At 71.0% G+C, this 19,270-nt stretch carries 18 protein-coding genes and 1 pseudogene; 5 read left to right on the top strand and 14 right to left on the bottom strand.

Annotated elements, in window-relative coordinates:
* Positions 1-24: 24 nt before the first annotated feature.
* The gene (locus AB0368_RS24355) at positions 25-963 is read left to right on the top strand and encodes an RDD family protein (protein ID WP_366156414.1); all 939 of its coding nucleotides are present in this window, start codon (positions 25-27) and stop codon (positions 961-963) included.
* Here the strand turns inward: AB0368_RS24355 and argS are convergent.
* Positions 960-2,627 (bottom strand): arginine--tRNA ligase, encoded by a 1,668-nt coding sequence (gene argS, locus AB0368_RS24360; RefSeq protein ID WP_366156255.1) that lies wholly within the window; start codon positions 2,625-2,627, stop codon positions 960-962. The genes AB0368_RS24355 and argS overlap by 4 nt on opposite strands.
* Before the next feature lie 202 nt (positions 2,628-2,829).
* Between argS and AB0368_RS24365 the strand changes: the two genes are divergently transcribed.
* Positions 2,830-3,288, top strand: coding sequence for a protein phosphatase (locus AB0368_RS24365; protein WP_366156256.1), 459 nt, complete (start codon positions 2,830-2,832; stop codon positions 3,286-3,288).
* Here the strand turns inward: AB0368_RS24365 and AB0368_RS24370 are convergent.
* The 6 genes from AB0368_RS24370 to AB0368_RS24395 form a co-directional block, all read right to left on the bottom strand.
* Positions 3,257-4,651, bottom strand: a complete 1,395-nt coding sequence (locus AB0368_RS24370; RefSeq protein WP_366156257.1) for a methyl-accepting chemotaxis protein — start codon at positions 4,649-4,651, stop codon at positions 3,257-3,259. The two genes, AB0368_RS24365 and AB0368_RS24370, sit on opposite strands and share 32 nt — an antisense overlap.
* Before the next feature lie 8 nt (positions 4,652-4,659).
* A complete protein-coding gene (locus AB0368_RS24375; RefSeq protein ID WP_366156258.1) occupies positions 4,660-4,863 on the bottom strand; it encodes a DUF2283 domain-containing protein in 204 nt (67 codons plus the stop codon).
* A 51-nt stretch (positions 4,864-4,914) separates the two neighbouring features.
* On the bottom strand, positions 4,915-6,531 hold the full coding sequence (locus AB0368_RS24380; RefSeq protein WP_366156259.1) for a methyl-accepting chemotaxis protein: 1,617 nt from the start codon (positions 6,529-6,531) through the stop codon (positions 4,915-4,917).
* Between the two features lie 42 nt (positions 6,532-6,573).
* Positions 6,574-7,386, bottom strand: a complete 813-nt coding sequence (locus tag AB0368_RS24385; RefSeq protein WP_366156260.1) for a TrmH family RNA methyltransferase — start codon at positions 7,384-7,386, stop codon at positions 6,574-6,576.
* Between the two features lie 11 nt (positions 7,387-7,397).
* A complete protein-coding gene (locus AB0368_RS24390; protein ID WP_366156261.1) occupies positions 7,398-8,942 on the bottom strand; it encodes an aldehyde dehydrogenase family protein in 1,545 nt (514 codons plus the stop codon).
* 129 nt (positions 8,943-9,071) lie between these two features.
* Complete coding sequence (locus tag AB0368_RS24395) at positions 9,072-9,587, bottom strand: flavoprotein (RefSeq protein WP_366156262.1); 516 nt, start codon at positions 9,585-9,587, stop codon at positions 9,072-9,074.
* 50 nt (positions 9,588-9,637) lie between these two features.
* Here AB0368_RS24395 and AB0368_RS24400 point away from each other — a divergent pair, with 50 nt between their 5' ends.
* The gene (locus AB0368_RS24400; protein WP_366156263.1) at positions 9,638-10,180 is read left to right on the top strand and encodes a dihydrofolate reductase family protein; all 543 of its coding nucleotides are present in this window, start codon (positions 9,638-9,640) and stop codon (positions 10,178-10,180) included.
* On the opposite strand, the gene AB0368_RS24405 is transcribed toward AB0368_RS24400, so the two are convergent.
* From AB0368_RS24405 to AB0368_RS24430, 6 genes and pseudogenes are all read right to left on the bottom strand, one after another.
* Positions 10,151-10,540 carry an HPF/RaiA family ribosome-associated protein gene (locus tag AB0368_RS24405; protein ID WP_366156264.1) on the bottom strand — a complete coding sequence of 130 codons (390 nt, stop codon included), beginning with the start codon at positions 10,538-10,540 and terminating at the stop codon, positions 10,151-10,153. The two genes, AB0368_RS24400 and AB0368_RS24405, sit on opposite strands and share 30 nt — an antisense overlap.
* Positions 10,541-10,569: 29 nt before the next feature.
* A complete protein-coding gene (locus AB0368_RS24410) occupies positions 10,570-12,234 on the bottom strand; it encodes a glycoside hydrolase family 3 N-terminal domain-containing protein (protein WP_366156265.1) in 1,665 nt (554 codons plus the stop codon).
* 86 nt (positions 12,235-12,320) lie between these two features.
* A pseudogene (locus tag AB0368_RS24415) lies at positions 12,321-13,283 on the bottom strand (S8 family serine peptidase).
* A 496-nt stretch (positions 13,284-13,779) separates the two neighbouring features.
* The gene (mycP, locus tag AB0368_RS24420) at positions 13,780-14,982 is read right to left on the bottom strand and encodes a type VII secretion-associated serine protease mycosin (RefSeq protein ID WP_366156266.1); all 1,203 of its coding nucleotides are present in this window, start codon (positions 14,980-14,982) and stop codon (positions 13,780-13,782) included.
* On the bottom strand, positions 14,886-16,136 hold the full coding sequence (locus AB0368_RS24425; RefSeq protein WP_366156267.1) for a hypothetical protein: 1,251 nt from the start codon (positions 16,134-16,136) through the stop codon (positions 14,886-14,888). The genes mycP and AB0368_RS24425 overlap by 97 nt, the downstream gene beginning before the upstream one ends.
* Positions 16,136-16,516, bottom strand: a complete 381-nt coding sequence (locus AB0368_RS24430) for a hypothetical protein (protein WP_366156268.1) — start codon at positions 16,514-16,516, stop codon at positions 16,136-16,138. The genes AB0368_RS24425 and AB0368_RS24430 overlap by 1 nt, the downstream gene beginning before the upstream one ends.
* A 271-nt stretch (positions 16,517-16,787) precedes the next feature.
* Between AB0368_RS24430 and AB0368_RS24435 the strand changes: the two genes are divergently transcribed.
* Positions 16,788-17,861, top strand: a complete 1,074-nt coding sequence (locus AB0368_RS24435; protein ID WP_366156269.1) for a VCBS repeat-containing protein — start codon at positions 16,788-16,790, stop codon at positions 17,859-17,861.
* 76 nt (positions 17,862-17,937) lie between these two features.
* Positions 17,938-18,387, top strand: a complete 450-nt coding sequence (locus AB0368_RS24440; RefSeq protein WP_366156270.1) for an NUDIX hydrolase — start codon at positions 17,938-17,940, stop codon at positions 18,385-18,387.
* A 7-nt stretch (positions 18,388-18,394) separates the two neighbouring features.
* Here the strand turns inward: AB0368_RS24440 and AB0368_RS24445 are convergent, their stop codons facing one another.
* Complete coding sequence (locus AB0368_RS24445) at positions 18,395-19,174, bottom strand: META domain-containing protein (protein ID WP_366156271.1); 780 nt, start codon at positions 19,172-19,174, stop codon at positions 18,395-18,397.
* Positions 19,175-19,270 lie beyond the last annotated feature (96 nt).

Consider the following 19,270-nt stretch of genomic DNA (forward strand, 5'->3'; position numbering starts at 1 on the left):
ATCGGGTTAACTACACGCGTGACGATGGCGGTGCCGGCGACCGGCGGACGGGGTGAGCAGCTCGTCAACGGCGAGGCCGTGGAGGTCGACGTCCGGCATGCCCGGATCGGCTCGCGGGGGCTGGCGCTGCTGCTCGACATGGTCGTGCAGGTGCTGCTCGGTCTGATCCTGTTCACGCTCACCGGGGCGATCAGCTCGTCGCTGCTCGGCAGCTCGGTCGACGAGGCGCTGATCGAGGCCCTCGCGACCGCCTCGGTGATCCTGGTCTTCGTCGCGTACCCGACGGTGGTGGAGACGCTCAGCAACGGCCGCAGCCTCGGCAAGCGGGCGATGGGCCTGCGCGTGGTCCGGGAGGACGGCGGCCCGATCCGGGTACGCCACGCCCTGGTCCGCAGCCTCGTCGGGGTCGCCGTCGAGTGGCCCGGGCTGCTCTTCCCACCGTTCACCTGGGCCGTAGCGCTGACCACGATGCTGTTCTCGCCGCAGGGCCGGCGCCTGGGCGACCTGGCGGCCGGCACATTCGTGATCCACGAGCGGTCCCCCGCACCGTGGGGCTGGGTGCCCGCGATGCCGCCGCAGCTCGCCGATTGGGCCGCGAAGCTGGATCTGACGAATCTCGACGACGACCTGGCCCTGGCCGCCCGGCACTACCTGGCCCGGGCGGCGGACATCCGGCAGCCGATGAACGGGCGCTTCGCGAACGGGCTGGCCGCCGAGATGAGCGAGCGGATCGCCCAGCCGGTCCCGCCCGGGGTGCCGCCGTGGATGTTCCTGACCGCAGTCCTGGCCGAGCGCCGCCGCCGGGCCAACCAGCGGGTGCACGCCAGCCGGGCGCTGACCCAGCGGATCTGGCCGGGCTTCGGCCGCCTGGAGTGGGCCCGCGCCACCGGTCCCACCTGGGATCCGGCGGGCACGAACCCACCCCTGCTCGGCGTCGTCAAGGAAGAGGGCCGGCCCTCTTAGAGCTGTGCGGGGGTGGCGATTCCCAGCAGGTCGAGGCCCCGCCGCAGGGTGCGCCCGGTCAACAGACAGAGCGACAACCTGCTTTCGCGTACGCCGTCCGCCGCCTTGAGCACCGGGCACTGCTCGTAGAAGACGCTGAACAGCGACGCGAGCCCGTACAGGTGGGCGGCCAGCCGGTGCGGCTCGAGGGTGGCGGCGACGGACTCCACCACCGGCTCGAACGCCAGCAGCTCCAGGGCCAGCGCCCGCTCGGAGGGATGGCCGATCCGCACCGACGGGTGGAACTGTCCGGCGCGGTCCAGGATCGAGCGGATCCGGGCGTACGCGTACTGCATGTAAGGCCCGGTGTTGCCGGTGAGGGCGAGCATCCGGTCCCAGTCGAACACGTAGTCGGACATGCGGTCGCCGGCCAGGTCGGCGTACTTGATCGCGCCGATGCCCACCGCGGCGGCGATCGCCGGGCGGGGATTCCGCACGGAGGCCCGGGCCACCGCCTCGTCGAGCACGGCCGAGAGCTTGACCGAGTCGCCGGACCGGCTGCGGAACATCTTGCCGTCGGTGCCCAGGATCGAGCCGAAGGCGACGTGCTCGGCGGTGACGCCCTCGGGCAGCCAGCCGGCCTGCGCGGCGACGGCGTAGACCATCTGGAAGTGCGTCCGCTGAGGCGCGCCGACCACGTAGAGCAGCCGGGTGGCGCCGAGGTCGCGGACCCGGTGGCGCAGGGCGGCGAGGTCGGTGGCCGCGTACCCGAATCCGCCGTCGCTCTTGCGCACGATCAGCGGCAGCGGCCCGCCGTCGCGACCGGTGAAGCCGGCCGGGAACGCGCACAGCGCGCCGTCGCTCTCGACGAGCAGGCCCTTGGCGTCGAGCTCGTCGACGACGGACGCCAGCATGCCCTGGTAGCCGCTCTCCCCGGCGAAGTCGACCGCCGTGAGGGTCACCCCGAGCCGCTCGTACGCCTCCAACAGGTAGCGCTGCGATTCCGCGACGAGCGTGCGCCACAACGCCAGCGTCTCCTCGTCGCCGGCCTGCAACCGCACGACGCGCAGCCGTGCCCGCGTCCGGAACTCCTTGCTGTCGTCGAACTCGGCGCGAGCCGCCTGGTAGAACGCGGTGAGGTCGCCGGCCTGCGAGATCCCGGTCGCGCCCACGTCGAGCAGGTGCTCGATGAGCATGCCGAAGGCGGTGCCCCAGTCCCCGACGTGGTTGGCGCGGACGACGTCGTGGCCCAGCCACTCCAGCGTACGGGCGAGCGCGTCGCCGATCACGGTCGAGCGCAAGTGCCCGACGGTGAGCTCCTTCGCGATGTTCGGCGCCGAGTAGTCCACGACGACGGTCCGCGGCTGCTTCGTCTGCGCGACACCGAGCCGGGCGTCGGCGCTCACGTCGTCGAGGGCGGACGCGATCAGCTCGTCGGCGACCGTCAGGTTGAGGAAGCCCGGCCCGGACACCTCGGCGGTCGCGATCCCGGCGAGGCCGGCCCGGGCGACCACCTCGGCGGCGAGGTCGCGGGGCGAGCGGTCCAGCCGGCGAGCGAGCGGCAGCACCGCCCCGGACTGGAAGTCGGCGTGCTGCGAGCGCCGCACGGCGGGATCGACGGTCGCCTGCGCGACCTCGGCGAGCGCGGGCGCGAGCCGCGCGGAGAGCAGAGCTTCGAGATTCATGGCCAACCCATCGACGGTACGGCGGGGAGGCGGGCCGGCCGGGAGCCGGCGACACCGGCGGACGACCCGCCGGGAGGACACGTGCTAGCTCAGCAGCTGCTAGCCAAACCGGGGGGTGATGGTCCGGCGTCGGTCGCGGCTGATGCTGTGCACGCCGCCGAGCGTAGCGATCCGGCACCGACCAGGCGAGCACAATAGGCGGGTGGCGACCGACGAGGGCTGGGATCCGGCGGCGCCCGGCGTGCTGCACCTGCCGTCCGGGCGGCTCGTCCGCGGTCGTGCCCTGCGCCGGCCGGTGCCGCCGGGCGCCGAGCCCCGGTTCGGCGTGTACCTGCTGGGCACCGCTCCCCCGGCGGTGGCCTGGGAGAGCCGGTGGCTGCGCTGGCCCGACTTCCGGCTTCCGGCCGACCGCGACGCCGCCGCGGTGGTCCTGCGCGAGGCGTGGCAGCGGGCGGCCGGCGAGCGGGTGGAGATCGCCTGCGGCGGGGGGCGTGGCCGCACCGGAACGGCGCTGGCCTGCCTCGCGGTCCTCGACGGCGTGGCGCCCGGGGAGGCCGTCGCCTACGTCCGTGACCGCTATGACCGCCGAGCGGTGGAGACGCCTTGGCAGCGCCGCTACGTCCGGGGTTTCACGGCACCCGCTGCGCGCCGGCGCGGGTGAGTTCTTCCAGGTAGCGGTCGATCCGCTCGGCGGTCCGCCCGTCGGTGATCATGAGCTGGAGCCCGGCCTCGTCGTTCCCGGCGCCGCCGCGCAGGCTCTCGACGCGCGCCCGGACCGGGATGGGATCGTCCGGCCGGCCGAGCCCGTCGACCTCGACCAGCTCCCCGACGGCCAGGCCGGCATCCAGGGGCCGGACCCGCAGCCCACCGCTGCTCATGTCGATCAGCGACGCTTCGACCGGGTCGCTGCCGCGCCGGAGCAGCCGGACCGTCCCGGCCGCGGTCACCCGCTCCGCCTGGCGGCGTTCGAGCTGGGCTGCGAGGCCCGACATGCCCTCGACCCGGTCGATGGTCAGGCCCACCCGCTCGCTGAGCCGGCCGACGACGGTGCCCTGGTCGGCGGCGACCGCCCGCAGCGAGGTGGCCGCCGCACCGACGCCGCCGATCCCGGCGACCATCGCGGCGATGGTGCCGGCCATCAGCGCGGTGTCGCGCTCCAGCTCGGCGATGGTCGCGGCGATCTGCTCGGTGGAGTCCGCGGTGCTGGTGGCCAGGTCCTTCACCTCGTCGGCCACGACCGTGAAGCCCAGGCCCAGTTCGCCCGCACGGGCCGCCTCGATCGTCGCGTTGAGGGCCAGCAGCCGGGTCTGCCCGGCGATGCCCTGCACCAGCTGGGCGGTGGAGGCGACCCGGCGCAGGCTCTGCTCGAGAGACGCGATGACCTCTTCCGCCCGGCGGGCGTGGTCCACCACCGCGGAGGTCGCCGCGTCGGTGGCCGCGATGCCGCCGTCGATGGTGTCGGCGGCCCGGCGTACCTCGGCGACCTGGTCGGTGACCTCGCGCAACTCCTCGGCGATCACGGAGGTGGACTCGTCGATGACGGCCTGCGCGCGTTCCCGCAGCCGCAACTCGGCCTGCTTCTGATGCTGGAAACCGACCTGGAACTGCTCCTCGCGGGTGGCCTGGAGCTCGCGCTGCCGGCCCTTGCGGGCGAGCATCCGCGACCGCGCCGCGTCGACGGCCCGGCCGACGTCGCCCAGCTCGTCACTTCCCCCGGGCAGCGCCCGTTCCTTGAAGTCCCCGTCGCCGACCGCCTTCACCGCCCGGACGATCAGCGCGGCGTCGTGCCGGACGCGCCGGAGCACGACGGCGGCGAACCCGACGGCCAGCAGGATGCCGGCGGCGCCGGCAACGAGCATGACGATCCGGAGCGCGCCGGAATCCCGGAGGCAGCCGTAGGTGGCCGCGGCACCGGAGGCCGCCCCGAGCAGCGCCGGTGCGGCGAGCCGGGCGCCGGTCGGCGTCCGGCCGGCAGCGGCGAGGACGCGACGCAGGGGGACGGGCGGGGCCGGGTCACTGCCCATCGCGGCCGCTACAGCCGGTCCGCGTCCGCGAGGATGTCCGGCCCCAGCAGCCGCTGCGCGCCGAGCACCTCGACGCCGAGCAGGTGACCGTCGGCGTCGAAATCCAGCACGATCATCCCGTCCGGCCGGTCCACGGTGATGTTCTCCACGGACCGGTGCTCAGCGCTCGCGATCTCCATGTACGCCGCGTCGGCGTCGGCGTCCAACGTCATCCGCATCACCCGATTCCATCACGGCCGGGCGCCGCCCAGACCCGGTTCCGGTCAGACGGTGAACGCGGCGACCAGCTTCTCCAGCTCGGCGCTCGTACGGGCCAGGTCGTCGGCCGAGACCTGGGCCTCCCGCACCACGGTGGTGGTCTCACCGACCGCGGTCGAGACGCCGGCGATGTTCGCCGCGATCTCCCGGCTGCTCTGCGCCGCCTCGGCCACGTTGCGGCCCATCTCGCCGGTGGTCGCGGTCTGTTCCTCGACCGCCGCGGCGATCTGGGTCTGGTAGTCGCTGATCCGGGCCACCACGCTGCTGATCTGCGCGATCGCCCCGACCGCGTCGCCGGTGTCGGCCTGGATGGTCTGCACCAGCCGGCCGATGGTCTCCGTCGCCTTCGCGGTCTCCTGCGCCAGGTCCTTGACCTCGCCGGCGACCACCGCGAACCCCTTGCCCATCTCGCCGGCACGGGCCGCCTCGATGGTGGCGTTGAGGGCGAGCAGGTTGGTCTGCTCGGCGATCGACGTGATCAGGCCCACCACGGCGCTGATCTCGGCGGACGACACGCCCAGCTTGCCGACGCTGACGTTGGTCTTGTCGACGACGGTGACCGCCTCGGCGGCGACCCGGGCCGCCTCGCCTGCGTTGCGGCTGATCTCGTCGATGGCGGAGCCCATCTCCCGGCTGCCCGCCTCGAGGGTCCGGACGTTGCCGGAGACGTCACCGGCCGCCCGGGCGACCGCGACCGCCTGGGAGTCGACGTGTTCGCTGGATTCGGCGACCCGGCCGGAGATCCGCGAGAGGTCACCGGAGGCGGCGGCGATCGTGCCGGCGTGCCCGGCGATCGCGGAGACGGTGTCCCGCAGCGACTCCGCGGTGGTGTTCAGCGCCTCGCCGAGCCGGCCCAGCTCGTCGCGGCGCTTCAGGTCGGTACGGACGGTGAGGTCACGCCGGGCCAGGCGGCCGAGCGCGGTGACCACGACGGCGAGCGGACCGACCACCGAACGGGTCGCCCAGATGGCCAGCAGTCCCGCCAGGAGCAGGGCGAGCACGAGCGTGCCCCCGAGCACCTCCTCGCTCGTCTTGCGGACGTCCGCCGCATCGGCACTCACCTTCTCGGCCCGCGTACGGACGGACTTGTAGAGCTCGCTGGTGACGTCGAGCACCAAGCCCCACGAGTCGGCCGCGTCGCCGTCGTTGATGCTGTCCATGACCTTGCGGAGGGTGGCCTGGCTGTCGTCCGCCTCGAGCCACTTCAGCATCTTGTCGTCCCAGGCGAAGAAGTCGTCCCAGGCCGGCTTGAGCTTGGCGAACGTCGCCCGCTCGGGCTCGGTGAGGTTCTTGGTGTCGATCTTGGTCAGGAGCTCGTAGACCGAGTCCTTGGAGTCCAGCAGCCCCTGGCGGTTGAACTCGTCCTCCCCGCTCAGGTAGTCGAACCCGTAAGCGGCGACGTCGTTGACCCACAGGGACTGCCACCCGGAGAGGTCGGCGGCGTAGTACTCGACGTCCTGGATCTGGCTGCGAAGCTTCTCCAGGACGGCCACGCGGCGCTGGGAGTCGCTCTGCTGGTTCATGCCCCGCCAGCCGGCGGCGGCGGCGACCACGATGAGCAGGACCAGGACCAGGAAGGACGCGCCGAGGCGCCTACCGACGCTCAGATTCGAGAAATGCACACCTGTCCCTTCGGCAGCACCCTCCTGACATGTGAGCAAGTGTCATCTGGATCGCCTTTGCCGAGCCGCCTCGTAAAGGGCGACGGTCGCCGCTGAGGCGGCGTTGAGCGAGCTCGCCGCCCCGGTGATGGGTATCCGCACCATCCGGTCACAGGCGTCGCGCCAGGCGGCGCTCAGGCCCTGCGTCTCGTTACCGACGGCCAGCACGGTCGGCCCGGTCAGGTCATGCTCGGCGATGTCGACCGGCCCGCGCTCGTCGGTGCCCACGACCTGCACGGGTACGCCCACAGCACCCACCCACTCCAGCACCTCCCGATGGCTCGGCACCCGCACCACGGGCAGGGCGAACAGCGAGCCGGTGGAGGCGCGCACCGCCTTCGGGTCGTACGGGTCGGCGGCGTGCCCGGTGACGATCACGCCCGTCGCCCCGAACGCGTCCGCCGAGCGCACCAGCGTGCCGATGTTGCCCGGGGTCGTGGGCCGGTCGAAGACCACGACCAGCAGGTCCGGGCGTACGGGCACCCGGGCCAGGTCGTCGCCGGGCAGCCCCACGACGGCCACCAGCTCGGGCGCCTCCTCGTCCTTGCCGCCCAGCTCGCCCAGGAGCGCGGCGGAGAGCAGCGCCCGGGGCGCGCCGGCCGTCTCGATCAGGTCGCGCGCCCACCGGGACAGCCCGGGACCCTCGGCGGTGAGCAGCGCCCGGATCTCCCAGCCGTGCTCGACGGCCAGCGAGATCGGGCGTACGCCCTGGACGAGGAATTCGCCCGCGCGCTGCCGCTTGGTGCGGTTGCCGAGCAGCGCCTGCCACTGCTGGAAGGTGGCGTTCCGGGTGGTGATCCGCAAGGTCCTGGGCACGCCGTCCGAGGTTACGGCGTGGGCGGGAAGCTCGTGTAGTCGGGGAAGTTGCCGTACAGCCGCTCCCCCGGCGCCCCCACGGTGACGGCCTGAACCAGCAGGTCACCGCCGACGAAGGCACCCTTCCAGGACGCGCCGCGCCCGCCGAAGGTCTCCTCCCGGTCGCCCCGCGAGCGCGGCTTGTTGATACCGACCTTGTACGCCTGCACGTCCTGAGCGAGTTTCGCGGCCAGCTCCTCGTCGTCGACGGCCAGGCTCGCCACCAGCGCCCCGTTGCTCGCGTTCATCGCCGCCAGCAGCTCGTGCTCGGTGTCGACCACGATGATGGTGTCGACCGGCCCGAACGGCTCCGAATGCATGAGCCGGGAACGTCCGGGCGGGGCCAGCAGCGCCGTCGGGCCGACATACGCGCCGATGTCCTGCCCGTCGAGGAACCGCCCCCGCTCCGCAGCGCCCCGGTACAGCGGCACCGCCCCGCCCTTGATCGCCTCATCCACCTTCCGGCGCAGCCCAGCGGCCCTCGCGGCGCTGATCAGCGGCCCGAAGTCGAGCTCCGGCAGCGGGTCGCCGGCCCGCTCGACGGCGAGCGGGTGCCCGAACCGTACCGACTTCACCACGGGCAGGTAGACGTCCAGGAAGGCGTCGACGAGGTCGCGCTGCACCACGAAGCGGGGGTACGCGGTGCAGCGCTGCTTTCCGTACTCGAAACCCTTGCGCAGGTGCCCGGCGAGCAGGTCCCACTGGGAGAACTCCCAGATCCCCCACGCGTTGAGCCCCTCCTGCTCGATGAAGTGCCGCTTGTCGGAGTCGAGCAGCGCGCCGGCGACCTTGCCGCCGTTCGACCGCCCGCCGACGAAGGCCACGGCACCGATCTCCGGGGCGGTGACGAGCACCTCGGAGAGCTCCTCGCCGCTGCCGGAGAGCAGGGTGACGGGCAGGCCGGCCCGGACCATCAACGCGTGCGCCAGGGTCAGGCAGACCGCGCCGCCCTGCGACGGCGTCTTGGCGATCACCGCGTTGCCCGCGAGCAGCTGCACGAGCTCGGCGTGGACCAGCACGCTCATCGGGTAGTTCCACGAGGCGATGTTGCTGACCGGGCCGGGCAGCGGCTCCCGCCCGGCGACCTGCCGTTCGATCTGCTCGGCGTACCAGCGCACGCCGTCCAGCGCCCGGTCGACGTCGGCGCAGGCGAGCCGCCACGGCTTGCCGATCTCCCAGGCGAGGATGAGCGCGAGCAGATCCCGGTGCACGGCCAGCGCCTCGACGGCCGCCGCGACCCGGGCCCGGCGCTCGGCGAGCGGGGTCACGGCCCACCGGTGATGGGACCGCGCGGCGGCCTGCACCGCATCGGCCGCGTTCACCGCGTCGACCCGGGAGACCTGAGCGATCACGGACCCGTCCACAGGGGTACGCACGTCCGCCGGCGCGCCGCTGTCCTGCCACCTGCCGGCGCACAGATTGCGCAGCCGGCCGGCTGAGAACGCCTCCGGGGCGGCGGCCGTCACCCGGGCGAGAACATCGTTCCAAGCGGTTCCGGGCGCGAGGATCAGGCTCATACCCCACTGTGCGAACCACGCCGGCCGGCCGCCACAAATTTCCGCCGCGCCGAGCGTTCATTCTTGTAAACGAAGAAAGATTGGCCGAACTTCTATGAACCCGCCCCGGAAGCACTGTCGATCTTCCGTTCAATGCATCGCGGTACGGCCTCGCCGCCGCACTTCCTCGAGGAGGTCCAGTCCTTCGAGCCCGTCGCCGGCGAAGCGCACGCCCTCCTCCCGCAGGTTCGCCACCGCCCGCCGGTACGGGGTTCGAGCCGCGAGGGCCGCGTTGACCGCCGGCACCACGACGACCGGCACGCCCCGCCCGATCACCTCGGCCACCGAACTCAGCGGATACGTGTCCGCGATACCCAGCGCGAGCTTGTTGATGGTGTTGAACGTCGCCGGCACGGCGAGCAGCGCATCCGCTACCGGCGAGACCCGCGTGCCGTCGGGCGCGTACTCGTAGGTCGTGCGGATCGGCCGCCCGCTGATGCGGGCCAGGGCGGGGGCGTCGATCATCGAAACCGCGTTCGCCGTGGCGGTGATGTCGACGCTCCAACCGCGGGCGACGGCCGCGCCGACCACCTCACCGACCGTTCCGGCGCTGCCAGCTCCGCAGACGAGGATGCGTAGATCGTTACCGGTTCCCGCTTTCGTCACGGCGAGAAGAGTACGCAGCACCGCCCGCGGCGCCATGTTGTGATGTCCGGATGTCAAAGCTGCTGTACTCGGCCACCATGTCCCTGGACGGCTTCATCGCGGGGCCCGACGGCGACATGGCGTGGATGACGCCGTACCTGGGTCCGAACCCGCTGATCGACGAGCTCGTGCGGGACATCGGCGCGATCCTCGTCGGCAACCGGACGTTCCGTGGCGACGACCCGTACCGTGACACCCCGGCGGAGGGGCAGGCGTTCGGCGGGGCGTGGTCGGGGCCCGAGGTGGTGCTCACCCATCACCGGCCCTCCGTACCGTGGCCGGGGGTGGCCTTCGCCGGCGACCTCGCGACGGCGGTCGCGCTGGCCAAGGAGGCCGCGGGCGGCAAGTACGTCAACGTGCTCGGCGCCGACGTGGCCCGGCAGTGCCTGGCGGCGGGCGTGCTCGACGAGATCCTGGTGGGCATCGCCCCGATCATGCTGGGGGCGGGCACCCGGCTGTACGAGCGGGAGGACGGCACCTCCGTGAAGCTGGAACGCATCCGCTCCGCGGAGGTGCCGCACTCGTCAGACCTCTGGTTCCGGGTCCTGCGCTAGGTCGGTGAGCCCCGCACGCAGGTGCCGGTTGTGGCGCGGCTCCTGCTTGGTCTTCTGGTCGTTCAGGCGCCGGCGCAGGTCGTCGCGAACGTCGTGCAGGGCCGCGTGCAGGTCCTCCAGAGCCGACGTCGTGACGATCTTCTCGCGCCCGGCGATCCAGCACTCCAGCGTGACCTTCTGGCCCCGGGCCTCCCGGTCCTTCACCGAGACCTCGAGCTCGGTGGTCTCGGCCGGAAACGTGGCGAGCCGGGCGTCCAGCGTGACGAACTGCTCCGCGATCCACTCACGGTCGCCCTGCGAAAAGCCGGCACCCGCGCGCAGGCACTGGTCGACGGTGGCCGGGTCTGCCGCGACACTCATCGGGTCTCCCTTCGATCGGACTTGCCTGATCACCCCCTACCCGTTCCGTACCGGAAAAGCACTTCGCGTCCGTCGGCACTGCGAATCGTGACCGGCAGGCGGCCCCGGGCCGCCTGCCGCCCGGTGAGAACGTCGGCCAGGGCGACGATCGAGGGCATCTGATATCCGTACGCGGCCAGATACGTGCTCGCCCCCGGGAAGTACGCGATGTCGTACGGCCCGCCCACCGCGGCGACGGCGATCGGCTTGCCGGTGGCCAGCAGCGCCGCGACGAGATTCTGCTGATTGACGTCGCCCCACGCGTTGTACGTGGTCACCACGGTCAAATCGGCACCCCGGGCGGCGGCGACGGCCTGGGCGATGACGTCGGCGTTCGGCGATCCGGTGTACAGCCGGGTCACGGTGATCCCCCGCGCGGTCAGGGCATTGGTGAGGTTGGTGGTGGTACCCACACCCCACCCGGTGACCAGCACGCTGCGACCGGCCTCCAGGGGCAGCGCGGCGTCGCGCAGCCGGGTGATGGAGCCGGCGGCGATCCCCGCCATGACGTCGAGGTGCTCGGGCGTTCCGACGACGGGCTGCTCAGGCACGTACGGGTCGTCGAACAGCCCCAGCCCCAGCTTCATCCGTAGGATCCGCCGCACGGACCGGTCGATCCGCGCCTCGCTGACAGTGCCCTGGTCCACAGCGTCCAGCACGGTACGGATGGCGCCGGGCACGTCCTTGGGCATGAGCAACTGATCGACCCCGGCATCGACGGCGTCGAGCACGATCCGGTCGGCGGGAATGTCGTTCAGCGCCGCGGCGTCCAGAGCGTCGGTGATCACGACCCCGTCGAAGTGCAGCTGCTCGCGCAGCAGCCCGGTGACGATCGGCCGCGACAAACTGGCGGGCCGCCCGCTCGGATCCAGCGCCGGAGCGACGATGTGCGCGGCCATGACGCTCTGCACCCCGGCCGCGATCGCCGCCCGGAACGGCGGCACATGCGTAGCCAGAATCTGCTCCCGCGACTCGTCCGTGACGGCGACCCCGTTGTCGGTATTGACGGTGGTGTCCCCCAGCCCAGGAAAATGCTTGGCCTGCGCCCCGATCCCGGCGGCCCGATACCCGGCGACGGCCTCACCCCCGAAGAGCGACACCTGACGAGTACGGTCACCGAAAGCACGAGGCCCATCGGCGGCATTCCGAGCATTGGTATTCACATCCACGACAGGCGCATCCACCACATTGATCCCGAGCGCCCGCAACTCTGTGCCACTCACCCGGGCCGCCCCGTACGCCTCCCGCGGCCGGAACGTGGCACCGATCGCCATGTTGCCGGGCGACACGGCGAGCGGCGCACCGATCCGGTTGACGACGCCGCCCTCCTGATCGGTGCTGATCTGCAACGGGATCCCGGTGTCGGCCACGGCGGCCCGCTGCAACCCGTTGGAAAGCCCGGCGATCTGCCCGGGGTCGGCGAGATTGTCACTCCACGAGAAGTAGATGATGCCCCCGAGGTGGTACTTCGCCACGACCTCGGCCGGAGTCGCCACACCGTAGAGACTGGTATTGGCGGGCGAAGCGGTTGCGGCGCTGCGTCCGTACACGTAGGAAACGAACATCTGCCCGACCTTCTCGGCGAGCGACATGCGCGCAAGGAGCGCGCCGACCGGGTCCTTCGCCCCGGCGGGCAGCGAAAGGCCGGCGATCACAAGACAAAGGACGGAGAGCAACACTCCCGAGCGGCGAACCATGCGTCCGAGCATAGGACGCGCCGTCTTGATCGGATCACGCTCGACTAATGCCGCCGCTTGAGCATGAGGCCGACGACGAGACCGCCGATGAGCAGCACGACGACGGCGGCTCCACCGGCGAACACTAGCGGGCTCACCCGCTTCACCGGTTCGCTTCCGGCTTCGTCCGTCTGCTTTCCAACCGTCGAAGGGGAAGCCTCCGGGAGTGGGGGCACGTCAGCGGTCAGGGCCTTCAGTAGGTTGAGGCGCCCGTAGCCGTAGGAGTCGTCGCGGCCCGGTGCGCCGGCGTCCGTCGCCGTGGCAGTCAGGCGATGAACGACCTCGACCGCGCTGAGTTGGGGGAACTTCGCGCGGATCAGCGCGGCGGCCCCGCTGACCACCGCCGTCGCCTCGCTCGTGCCGCTTCCCTCGTGATAGCCCGATTCGTAGATGCCGGTGCTGACGATGTCCGCGCCGGGTGCGGTGAGATCCACCTGCGGACCCGTCTCGGAGAACCCCGCGACGTTGCCGGTGCGGTCGGTAGCGCCCACGGTGAGGACCTCGGATCACTTGCCCGGGAAGCCGTTGCCGACATCGCTACGGTTTCCCGCCCCGGCGACGAGCACCATGTCGGCCGCCTGCGCCGCGCGGATGGCGTCGTGCAGGACGCGGTCATCGCCGGCACTGAACGACATGTTGATCACCCGAGCGCCGCGTTCCTTGGCGAAGGCGACCGCTTCGGTCATGAAGTCGCTCGTACCGAAGCCGTCGATCGCACCGGTGATCGGCAGGATCTTGGCGGCGGGCGCGATGCCGAGTACGCCGTTCTCCCGACCCCTTCCGCGTGCCGCAATGATGCCGGCCATGGTCGTGCCATGGCCCTCGAGGTCTTTACGGCCGTCGTCAGTGGCTCGGGGCAGCAGATTGACACCGGGCAGCACGGCACCGGCCAGGTCCGGATGTTTGGCATCGACACCCGTGTCGATCAACGCGACAGTGACCCCAGCACCTCGAGTGAGCTCGTGCACCTTGCCGATCTCGAGCGCCGACAGATGCCACTGCCGGCTCCTGATCGAATCGGCGGCGGCCGGGGCGGCCGTCCAACCCCACCAGAGCCAGCGTTGCCGCGACTGCGAATACGACGCGGCAAGTGCTGGAGTAGTTCACCGCGACAAACCGATGATGCCTGGACCCGGATCGTGGCGGGGCTTGCGCCTGTCCGGCTCGATGACCGGCGCGACGCCACGCTCCACGTCCCAGGTCTGATCGGCCTTGCCCTCGATCGAATCATCGTCCGCGGCGCCCTGCGGCTCCGATTCTGCGGCGCCGCCTAATTCGGCAGCGGCTGAGCCGTCACTGAACGGCCGTCCGCACCCGGCTTGTTCGCCCCGCGTAGGGGCGCTTCGCGTCGAGCATCGTGTCTCCCGGCATCCTCGCCCCGAAGACCACCCGTGCTGGTGCAGGTGGCACGACAGGGGTTCGGGTCTTCAACACCGCAGCCGCCTTCCACACCATCGCGATCGACTAGCGCCGGCGTCTGAGCATGAGGCCGACGACGAGCCCGCCGATGAGCAGCACGACGATGGCGGCCCCGCCTGCGAACAGCAGGGGACTCACGCGCTTAGCCGGCTCCGCCTCGGCTTCCCTAGCGGGCGCCTGCTTCCCCTCCGTCGAGGGGGATGACGCCGCGAGCGGGGGAACGGCGGCGGTTAACGCCTTCACGAGATCGAGGCGTCCGTAGCCGTAACTGTCGTCGCGTCCCGGGGCTCCCGCGTCGGTAGCGGTAGCGGTCAGCCGGTGCGCCACCTCGGCCGCGCTGAGGTCGGGGAACTTCGCACGGATCAGAGCGGCCGCTCCACTGACCACCGCCGTCGCCTGACTCGTGCCGCTGCCCTGTTGATAGCCGGACCCGTAGATACCCGTCGTGGCGATGTCCACGCCCGGTGCGGTGAGGTCGACCTGGGACCCGGTCACCGAAAGCTCGGCGACTTTGCCGTTGCGGTCCGTCGCGCCGACGGTCAGGACCTCCGGGTACTTTCCCGGATAGTCATCCCCCGGGGCGCCCTTGTTCCCCGACGCTGCGACGAGGACGATGTCGGCGGCCTGGGCGGCGCGAACCGCCTCCCGCAGCGGGACGTCGTCACTTGTGCCGAACGACATGTTGATCACATCGGCGCCCTGCTTCTTCGCGAAAGCGACCGCTTCGCGCATGTAGCCGGAGCTGGCGTAGCCGTCGATGGGCGCACGGATCGGCAGGATCTTGGCCGCAGGGGCGATCCCCAGCACGCCGTCCGAGGTGCTGTGGCCTCGGGCGGCGATGATGCCGGCCATCTCCGTGCCATGGCCGGCGAGGTCCTCCCTGCCGTCACCCTTGGCATTCGGATAGACGTCGAGGCCCGGCATCACCGCACCGGCCAGATCGCGATGCCCGGCGTCCACGCCGGTATCGATCACCGCGACCGTCACACCGCGTCCCTCGGTGAGACCGTGGGCGCGGCTCACCTGGAGTGCCGTGAGGTACCACTGCCGGTCCCGGATCGGGTCGGCGGCGGCCGGGACCGCCGTCAACCCGACCAACGCCGCTGCCACCAGCAGGGATCCTGTGGTCCGACCCGCGCGCCACGCGAAGGTCACGAGGACAGGCCGATCACGCCGGGGCCGGGGTCGTGGCGCGCCGGACGGGTGTCCGGAGCGATTACAGGCTCGACGCCGTGCAGCACGTCCCACGCCTGATCCGCCTTGCCGTCGATCGACTCGCTGACGGCATCACTTCTGCGTCCGCGCTGACCCGGAGCCGTCTGAGCGAGCGGCTGACCCGCCGTTCCCCGCCCCCCGACGCCGCCGCCCCGGGCTGCGCTCGGGGACCTGGCTCCCGTCGACGGCGCCCCGAGAACGGTGCCTGACGGCATCGCGGTCCGCACCGGAACGGCCTGCCGTCCTCTCGGCGCTCCACCGCCGAGAGGCACCGGCGTAAGGGCACCACCGGTGCCCATCCCCGGCGTGACACCGAAGAGCCCACCGCCGCCGATCACCGATCCGGGCAACGCCCCTCCACCCAAGCCACCGGGCGCAGCCGCCACGGGAGGGATGCCAGGGCCCGCGACAGGTGCGGGCACCGTGGAAGGCGCCGGAAGAACACCGGCAAGGTCGATGCCTGTGCCGCGAGAATCCGCGGTCGATGGTCCTGTGCCCAGCGGCAGCTCGCCGCCGCTGCCCGGAATACGTGTCTCCACAGGCGGATCGTGCGGTACCGGTACCGAGATCGGCGTCGCTCGAACCGACCCTGCGGAGGCGTGCGAACCCGACCCGTCGGAGGATCCGGTTCCGTGTCCGTCGGTCCCCGTGCCGTCGCCCCCGATGGGCTGGTCAGAGCCTCCCCGTCGACGCCCGGGGTCATAGAGCTCAGGGGGTTGGATCTGAGTGCTGTGGTCCGCGATGGCGGCTTCCGCCTTGCGCATCGCCTGACGGGCCTTGTCGTCGTATTCGTCCTCGGCGTGGTCCGCCCAGCGGGGAATGAGGTCGTCACTGACCTCCTGGCGCACCTCCACCCAGGGCTGAACGGCGGCCTGCGCCTCGCTGAGGGCCTCGAGGATCCCCCGCAGTCCGGCGCGCGTGTCCTCGGCACGGGTCAGCGTGTGCGCCATGGATTCAGCCAGGACGTTCATGCGCTCCAGGAAGATGCGAGCCGAAGCGTTCTTGTCCGGCGACCACACCGCCGCCAGACTTTCGCTCGCGTCGAGCAGGCGACGATGCTGGGTGCGGACGTCGTGAGCAAGTCCGTCCCAAGACAGGACGCGGTCCGCACCGGTGCAGGCGTTCTCCTGCTTGAGCATCGACCAGATGGCCGGCAGGTTGTACGCGTCCCAGTTCGCGCCCGCCATCAGATGGCCCTTCCGTCTTTGACCTCGCCGGCCTCGACGACGGCCCCTTGGAGCAGTGCGTCAATTCGACGCTGCGCCGCCTCCGATGAGATGTCGGCGGTGGCGAACTCCTTGGCGATCTTCTCCGCCACGTCCGCGAAGATCATGGCCATCTGCTTGTACGCCCGCAGGTTGGCATCCGTGTTCGCCAGCGCCTCCGCATAGCGGCGCTTTGCGTCGAGCACCGTGTCTCCCGGGATCCTCGCCCCGAAGACCACCCCGTGCTGGTGCAGGTCGGCACCGCGGTCGGCGGCCGAGGCGAAGCCCTTGTCGGCCTCCGCGCGCATGCCCTGCGCGAACTCGCCCACCTGCTCGGTGTCTATCTGGATACCGTCCGGCATCTTGCCTCCCCGTCGCCGCGACACCACAGCATATCGATCGATCGGTACCTATGTGTGCCGGATGTGGCGGTCGCCGTGTTTGTCACACGTACGGCGGGCGCGATGCGTTCAACGGCGCGCCAGCCTACCTCCGGCCTGTGCGGGATGTGGCTTTTATTGGGTCCAGACAGCTACCGGACTCAAAGATACCGATCGGTCCGGATCGGGTTAGTTTTGTGCCGATTCACAGTCAACTGTCAGGCCAAATGTTCAGACAGAAACGGGGAGCACAATGTTTTCGGTTACGCGTCTTGTCACCCTGTCGGCGGTCGCCGCCGTCACGATGATCGTCCAGATTCCCGCTACGTCCGCCGCGGCGGCACCGCCCGCCGGTGGCGGATTCAGCGGCGTCGCCGGGGATTTCAACGGCGATGGGCGCGACGACATCGTGACCTTCACCCGCGGTTCCTCCGCCGACGTGTACGTGGCCCTGTCCAACGGCGCGGGTTTCGTGGGTACCGGCTGGAAATGGCATGACTATTTCGCGGCCGGCACGGAGACACCGTTGGTGGGCGATTTCAACGGTGACGGGCGCGATGACATCGCCACCTTCACCCGCGGCGCGGCCGCCGACGTCTACGTAGCCCTCTCCACCGGGTCGAGTTTCGTCGGCACCGGATGGAAGTGGCACAACTACTTCGCCGCGGGCACCGAGATCCCGGCCGTCGGCGACTTCAACGGCGACGGCCGCGACGACATCGCGACCTTCACCCGCGGTGCCGCTGCCGATGTCTACGTCGCCCTCTCCACCGGATCCTCTTTCTCGGGTACGGGCTGGAAGTGGCACAACTACTTCGCCGCCGGGGCCGAGATCCCCGCCGTCGGCGACTTCAACGGCGACGGCCGCGACGACATCGCCACCTTCACCCGCGGCACAGCCGCCGACGTCTACGTCGCCCTCTCCACCGGATCCTCTTTCTCGGGTACGGGCTGGAAATGGCACAACTACTTCGCCGTCGGCAGCGAACTGCCCTCCGTGGGTGACTTCAACAACGACGGGCGCGACGACATCGTGACCTTCACCCGTGGCTCGGCTGCGGACGTCTACGTCGCCCTCTCCACCGGATCCTCTTTCTCGGGTACGGGCTGGAAATGGCACAACTACTTCGCCGTCGGCTCCGAGATCCCCGGCACCGGCGACTTCACCGGCGATGGGCGTACCGATATCGTGACCTTCACCCGCGGTGCGGCCGCGGATGTCTACGTGGCCCGCTCCACCGGCAGCAGCTTCCTCGGCACCGGATGGAAGTGGCACGACTTCTTCGCCGTCGGCGCGGAGATCCCGCAGCCTGGAATTCTCTGGTGATGTCCTGATCCACACCCTGACCGGTGGCGCCGATCCGGCGTCACCGGTCGCCCATGCGAAACGGAATTCTCCCGTCGTGCCCGACACCGCGCCCGCCCGGCCCCGCGTCTCCTCCGGCGCGATCTTCTTCGACGACGACGGCCGCGTGCTGCTCGTCGATCCGGTGTACAAGGACTTCTGGAATCTGCCCGGCGGCGGCGTCGATGCGGGCGAAACCCCTCGGGCTGCTTGCGTTCGGGAAGTGCGCGAGGAACTGAGCCTCACGCCGCCGATCGGCCCCCTGCTGGTCGTCGCGTGGACGCCCGACGGGCCGGACGGCAAGCTGTTCTTCGTCTTCGACGGCGGTATCCTCCCCGCCGCTCAACGGGCCGCGATCGAGCTCAGCCCCGACGAATTGGCGGACCACGCGTTCGTGACAGCCGAAGAAGCGCACACCATGCTGCCGCCGATACACCGCGCATTGCTGGCCGAAGTGATCCGCGCGCGGGCCGACGGAGCGACCCGCTACGTGGAAGTGACCGGGTAGCCCGGGTTCACGAGGCGGCGCGCAATTCCATCCCTCTGCCATCCGTACCGGTAAGCACCAAAGTGTCGCCCGTGATGCGGAAGGAAACCTGCCCGCTGAGCCGGCTCCGGACGGCCTCGTCCAGCGCCTCGAGCTGCTGAGCGCATTTCCGTGCCCGGGTGGTGAGGGGCGAGAAGGAGATCGTGCCCTGCCCCACGGACGCCGCGCCGTCGAACTCGTTGCAGCCCGTCGCACCCTTCACCCGGCCGTCGCCGAGCGTCAGGTGCACCTCGGCTCCGGCCGGGACGGAGGAGGCCGCTGAGCCCTCGAGCAGCGACTCCAGCGACCAGCGAGTCCCGGACAGCGGCCGGTCCGGCTCCGCGGAACGTACGTCGACCAGGCGAAGCCGGTCGGTCCCGCTGCTCAGCACGAGCGTGCCGCCGTCCAGTTCCCAGCGGGGACGCGCCTGGAGGAAGGCGGTCAACCAGGCGTCCTGCTCCATCAGCTCCGGCGAGCAGGCCATCAGCGTGCCGCCGACATCCGTCACGACGAGCTGGTCGCCCTCGACCGTGAGCTTGCCGGTGAGATGGTTGCAGCCACCCTCGGCCGTCAGGGTGCCCGGCCGGAACGTCAGCCGCACGCGGGTGCCCGGGACGAGATTCGCGCCGGGGTCCTCCGCCGAGACGAACGTCCGCTCCCAGAGCTGGGAGGCCGCCGGCGGGGGCGCCGCCGCATCACTCTGGCCACCGCATCCCGTCATCGCCATGATCGTCACCACCGCCAGGAAGTGCCACCGTCTGGTAGTCATGCCGGCTGAGACGGCATTCTTCCGCCCACCGTTCCCATGATTCTTTTTCGATCCGCGGGGAAGACCCCGGCGCCGTTGCCGGGGTCTCCTGATTCA

The sequence above is a fragment of the Actinoplanes sp. NPDC051475 genome, assembly GCF_040689425.1.
Classification (GTDB): domain Bacteria; phylum Actinomycetota; class Actinomycetes; order Mycobacteriales; family Micromonosporaceae; genus Actinoplanes.